The sequence below is a fragment of the Flavobacterium terrae genome, from assembly GCF_900142035.1.
GTDB classification, from domain to species: Bacteria; Bacteroidota; Bacteroidia; order Flavobacteriales; family Flavobacteriaceae; genus Flavobacterium; species Flavobacterium terrae.
Genome location: NZ_FQZI01000013.1, coordinates 1 through 3,962, shown reverse-complemented (window position 1 = coordinate 3,962; position 3,962 = coordinate 1). Strand labels below are relative to the sequence as shown.

Sequence of the window (3,962 nt, the reverse complement as noted above, 5' to 3'; positions counted from 1 at the left end):
TTAAACGCAGCATCTACTCCTGCTTGATCTGCATAATCACATTGAGATACTGTTAAATCACTTGGACCAGTTACATCAACGGCATCGCCTTTTGTTAATGTAAAGGTAGCCGAAGCTGTATCTGATGTACAATTATCAGCTATACGGTAGCTCACATTAACAACTCCGCCTTCACACAAACTTGGTGGAGCGTATTGTCCTTGTAAACCGCCTGTACCACTACATCCGTCATTTACAGTTTGGAATTGTGCTAACCATGTATTAAACGCAGCATCTACTCCTGCTTGATCTGCATAATCACATTGAGATACTGTTAAATCACTTGGACCGGTTACATCAACTGGATCACATAAATTCAAAGTAACATTAACACTATCATATCTACTACATCCAGGAAAACCTAGAGCATCTACTACTACAGTATAGCTACCAGCTCCATTAGAAGCATTTATTTCCAGTGTATTATCTGAAGAAGGCCCTTGCAATAATGGACCATGACCGTTATTTGGATCATTATCATTGTCAGGTCCATAAAAAGTGTAAGTTACACTTGATGGACTAGTCATTGGATTTGTTAGGTTGGCAGTAAGAGTCAAGGTAGGATTAGTACAATCAATTTCTCCACCTCCAACAAGATCAACAGAAGGATCAGTCGAATTACCAAAAATATAAGGTCCAGCGAAATCTTTTAATTCACTTGTAAACGAATCACTATTTCCTCCAGCGCTTGATCTTGTTTTAACTACAAGGCTTCCTAATATATTCGAACAAGGATCTTCTTCACCACGTCTATCCAAACCAAAAGCTGTTAAATTAATTCCAATTTCAACAAATTGAAACTCTTTATAATCGGTTTGAAACATCGCGTTTTGACCTTCAATTGTACCCCAAGGAGCTGCTAATGTTGTTGACTCTTTGTTAACACGACCGAAAATATTTGGAACTGCATTATTAAGAGCTTCAATTCTAACATAACCAAAAGTTCCACTATCAAGTCCTTGTTCAAATGAAGATGCATCTATATTAAAAGGTCTATTAGCTAATGAGTTAAAACCAGCTAAATCAGATTGATTCATCCAAACTCTAATACGAACATCTGGTTTAGTACCACCACCCTCATAGTCAACTGAAATAATAATAGTCCCAGGAATTAAAATATTTCCTGTTCCATCAAAATCCCAAGCAGTTCGACCTCCATCGTTACCTGTGTTTCCAAAGACCATATCTCCGGGAGTATAATCAATTAAAGTTCTAAAAAACTCAAAATCGATATGCTTACTACCATTAGTCTCACGAAGTGAACCTCCAGCAAAAGCCCAAAGTTCTGTAAATGGTCTAGGGTCAACTTCGGTTGGAGCTTTAGGTCCAACTCCTCTCAAATGCGCATAAACATCAATGATATCATCTTTTTGAGGTATACTACCAGTACCCAATTCCCAAGTATTAGGATTGTCTGAGTTTTTATCAGCACCACCTCCAAAAATACTCAAATCACTTGTACCTTGAGCACTATTATTATCCCTTCCATAAACAGAGTCAATCCATAAATATCCATCAACAATAGGATATGGAAAAGGGAAAGTGGGAGTTGTAACTGATTGTCTTCTTTCAAAAGAAAAATTATTTTTATTAGTTGCTTGAATTTGATTTATAAGTGTATTTGCACCTGATTGATCTATTACGCCTTTCCCACTACCTGAAAATAGGTTTTGATTTACAAACCAATCATCTGTTCCAGATGCAGTCGGAAGGGGTATTACAGGATTATCTAAATTTGGAAATTGAAGACGATTTGCATAGACATCTGCTTCTACACCAAAATTAGCTTTTACAGTAGAACCACCTACCAATTGTGCATAAAGTGATTCCTGAAAAAAGGAAAAAAATAATATTAATCCATAAAAAAATACCTTTTTATTAAAAGTACTATTCCAATATAAGTTCCAAATATCGTTTAGGAATCTATTGGAAAACGTGCAACAACATCGTGCCGTTTTAAAAATTGTAATGATAAATTTTTTCATAATAACATGGTTTTAGAACCATACTATCGTAGGTAAAAAAGTAGAAGTAGGGATTCTGTAAAAACAAAAACCTTTTCAATAAAGTTTAAAATTTAAAAATGAAAAATTAAGTTTAACATGTAATTACTTGAAGGATTCAAGAATTAACTTATTGTATACAACTTATGTGGAGGTATTATTGTTTGACACAATCACATTAAACCGTCAAACTTAGCTGTGGAGGTATTAATTGCTTAGAGCAATCACACTTAAGTATTTTTTACTTGAGTGGTATTTTAAATTATTGTTAAAATTAACAAAGTTTTATAACTATATTATTGACAATTAAATTTTTAACTTTTTTATTACAATAAGACTTACAATCATTTAACTATATTTAGTTAGATAATTAAAGTTTTTCCATTATTAGACCTGTTGCAGTTAAACCAGGACCAAATGCTATTCCAATTATTTTAGTTCCTGAAACTATATTTATGTCATTAACAATTTCATTGAAGATGTGTGGTATTGTTGCTGAAGACATGTTTCCTTGTCTTTTCAAAATTTCATACGACCAAGAAGCTTGCTTAACATCTAAACCTAATTCTTCAACTACATAGTCAATAATTTTTGGTCCGCCAGGATGAATTGCAAAAAACATTTTACTTTTAGATTCATCAAAATCAATATTTACTTTACTACACAAGGTTTCCATAAAAGATTTTATGTTCTTTCTAATAAATACTGGAACTCTTTTTGAAAGCGTCATTAAAAAATTATACTCTCCTAAGTCCCAAGACATATCTTCCAAAGAATCTGGAATTATAACTTCATGGGAAGCTAAAATTGTCAAGCCTTTTTTTTCTTTAATTGAAGAATCATTTATAAAAGAGTCCAAATCATAAAGTGAATATCCAATAAATCCATCTGCAAATAAGGAACAAATCATTGTATTAGAGGGTGAAAACTCCGTCAGATTTAAATGTGCAGAAAGAAGTTCAGTATGAATTATATCGACCCTTCCATTTTCATTACTTGCATTAAGTAAACAACTTCCAGTTCTTAAAGCAGGAAAAGCTCCATAACAACCCATATGATATGAATGAGTAACTTGTACCGTATCCCATTTTCTTTTAATTACGGCTTCTTGTGCCAAACTTGGAGATGAATACCCTGAGCAAGTTACATGAATAATATTTTCTGGTTTCGAAGGTGTATCTGAATAAAATTTATCAAATACATATCTCATCTTACGCTTGAACCATTCCATCCTCATTTCTATCTTGGGTCCAAAATAATTTCCTGAATGAATCTCAAAGTCTATTGGAAAAATATAATCTGAAGGTCTTGTATTAACCATATCATTTTCAATAAAGCTTTCAATTTCTTCAAAAATTAAAACCTGCCTACTGTTAATATTTTCATATCCAATAGCATACTTATCAACATGATTTGAAACAGTTTCAAAACTAACATCTTCTTCATCTTCATATAAATTCCCCGAACTTTCTAAAATTGGATGATTTTGAAAATGATGATATAAGAACTTTGTGTATTGGTTAAGTTTAGTTTGGTTAATTAAATTTCCAACCAAAATAGGATGAAAATTAGAAATAATTATTTTTTTCATAACCTTAAACTTTTGATAACCACAAAGTTACATTAAATTAAATTTTAAAAATAAAATTAAACAATCTTTTTACAATACATTTTAATAATAGTAAATCATAAACACTATCTGGCATTTCACAAAGTATTATAAAAAAAACTATCAGTGATGATAGTTTTTTTTAAAAGTCTCGAGCCCAAAGGGCGAACTGAGCATTTGAAATTAAAAGGAGGAAACCCAGTGGGCTTCAGGTATAAAACAAAAAACCCTATCAGATTTGATAGGGTTTTTTAAAAGAAAGGCGGCGACATACTCTCCCACAGGATTGCAGTACCATCTGCGCAGGCGGG

At 32.4% G+C, this 3,962-nt stretch carries 2 protein-coding genes; both read right to left on the bottom strand.

What is annotated here, in order from left to right; translation table 11 throughout:
• The coding region (locus BUC09_RS14535) for a hypothetical protein (RefSeq protein ID WP_143161948.1) at window positions 1-2,024 on the bottom strand (2,024 nt) is incomplete at its 3' end.
• A 388-nt stretch (window positions 2,025-2,412) separates the two neighbouring features.
• Window positions 2,413-3,633: a 3-oxoacyl-[acyl-carrier-protein] synthase III C-terminal domain-containing protein gene (locus BUC09_RS14530; RefSeq protein WP_073312311.1), complete on the bottom strand. Its 1,221-nt coding sequence runs from the start codon at window positions 3,631-3,633 to the stop codon at window positions 2,413-2,415.
• Window positions 3,634-3,962: the final 329 nt, after the last annotated feature.

Coding starts and splice junctions, on each gene's coding strand:
- BUC09_RS14530 (WP_073312311.1), bottom strand. CDS start 3,633: ATGAAAAAAATAATTATTTCTAATTTTCATCCTATTTTGGTTGGAAAT.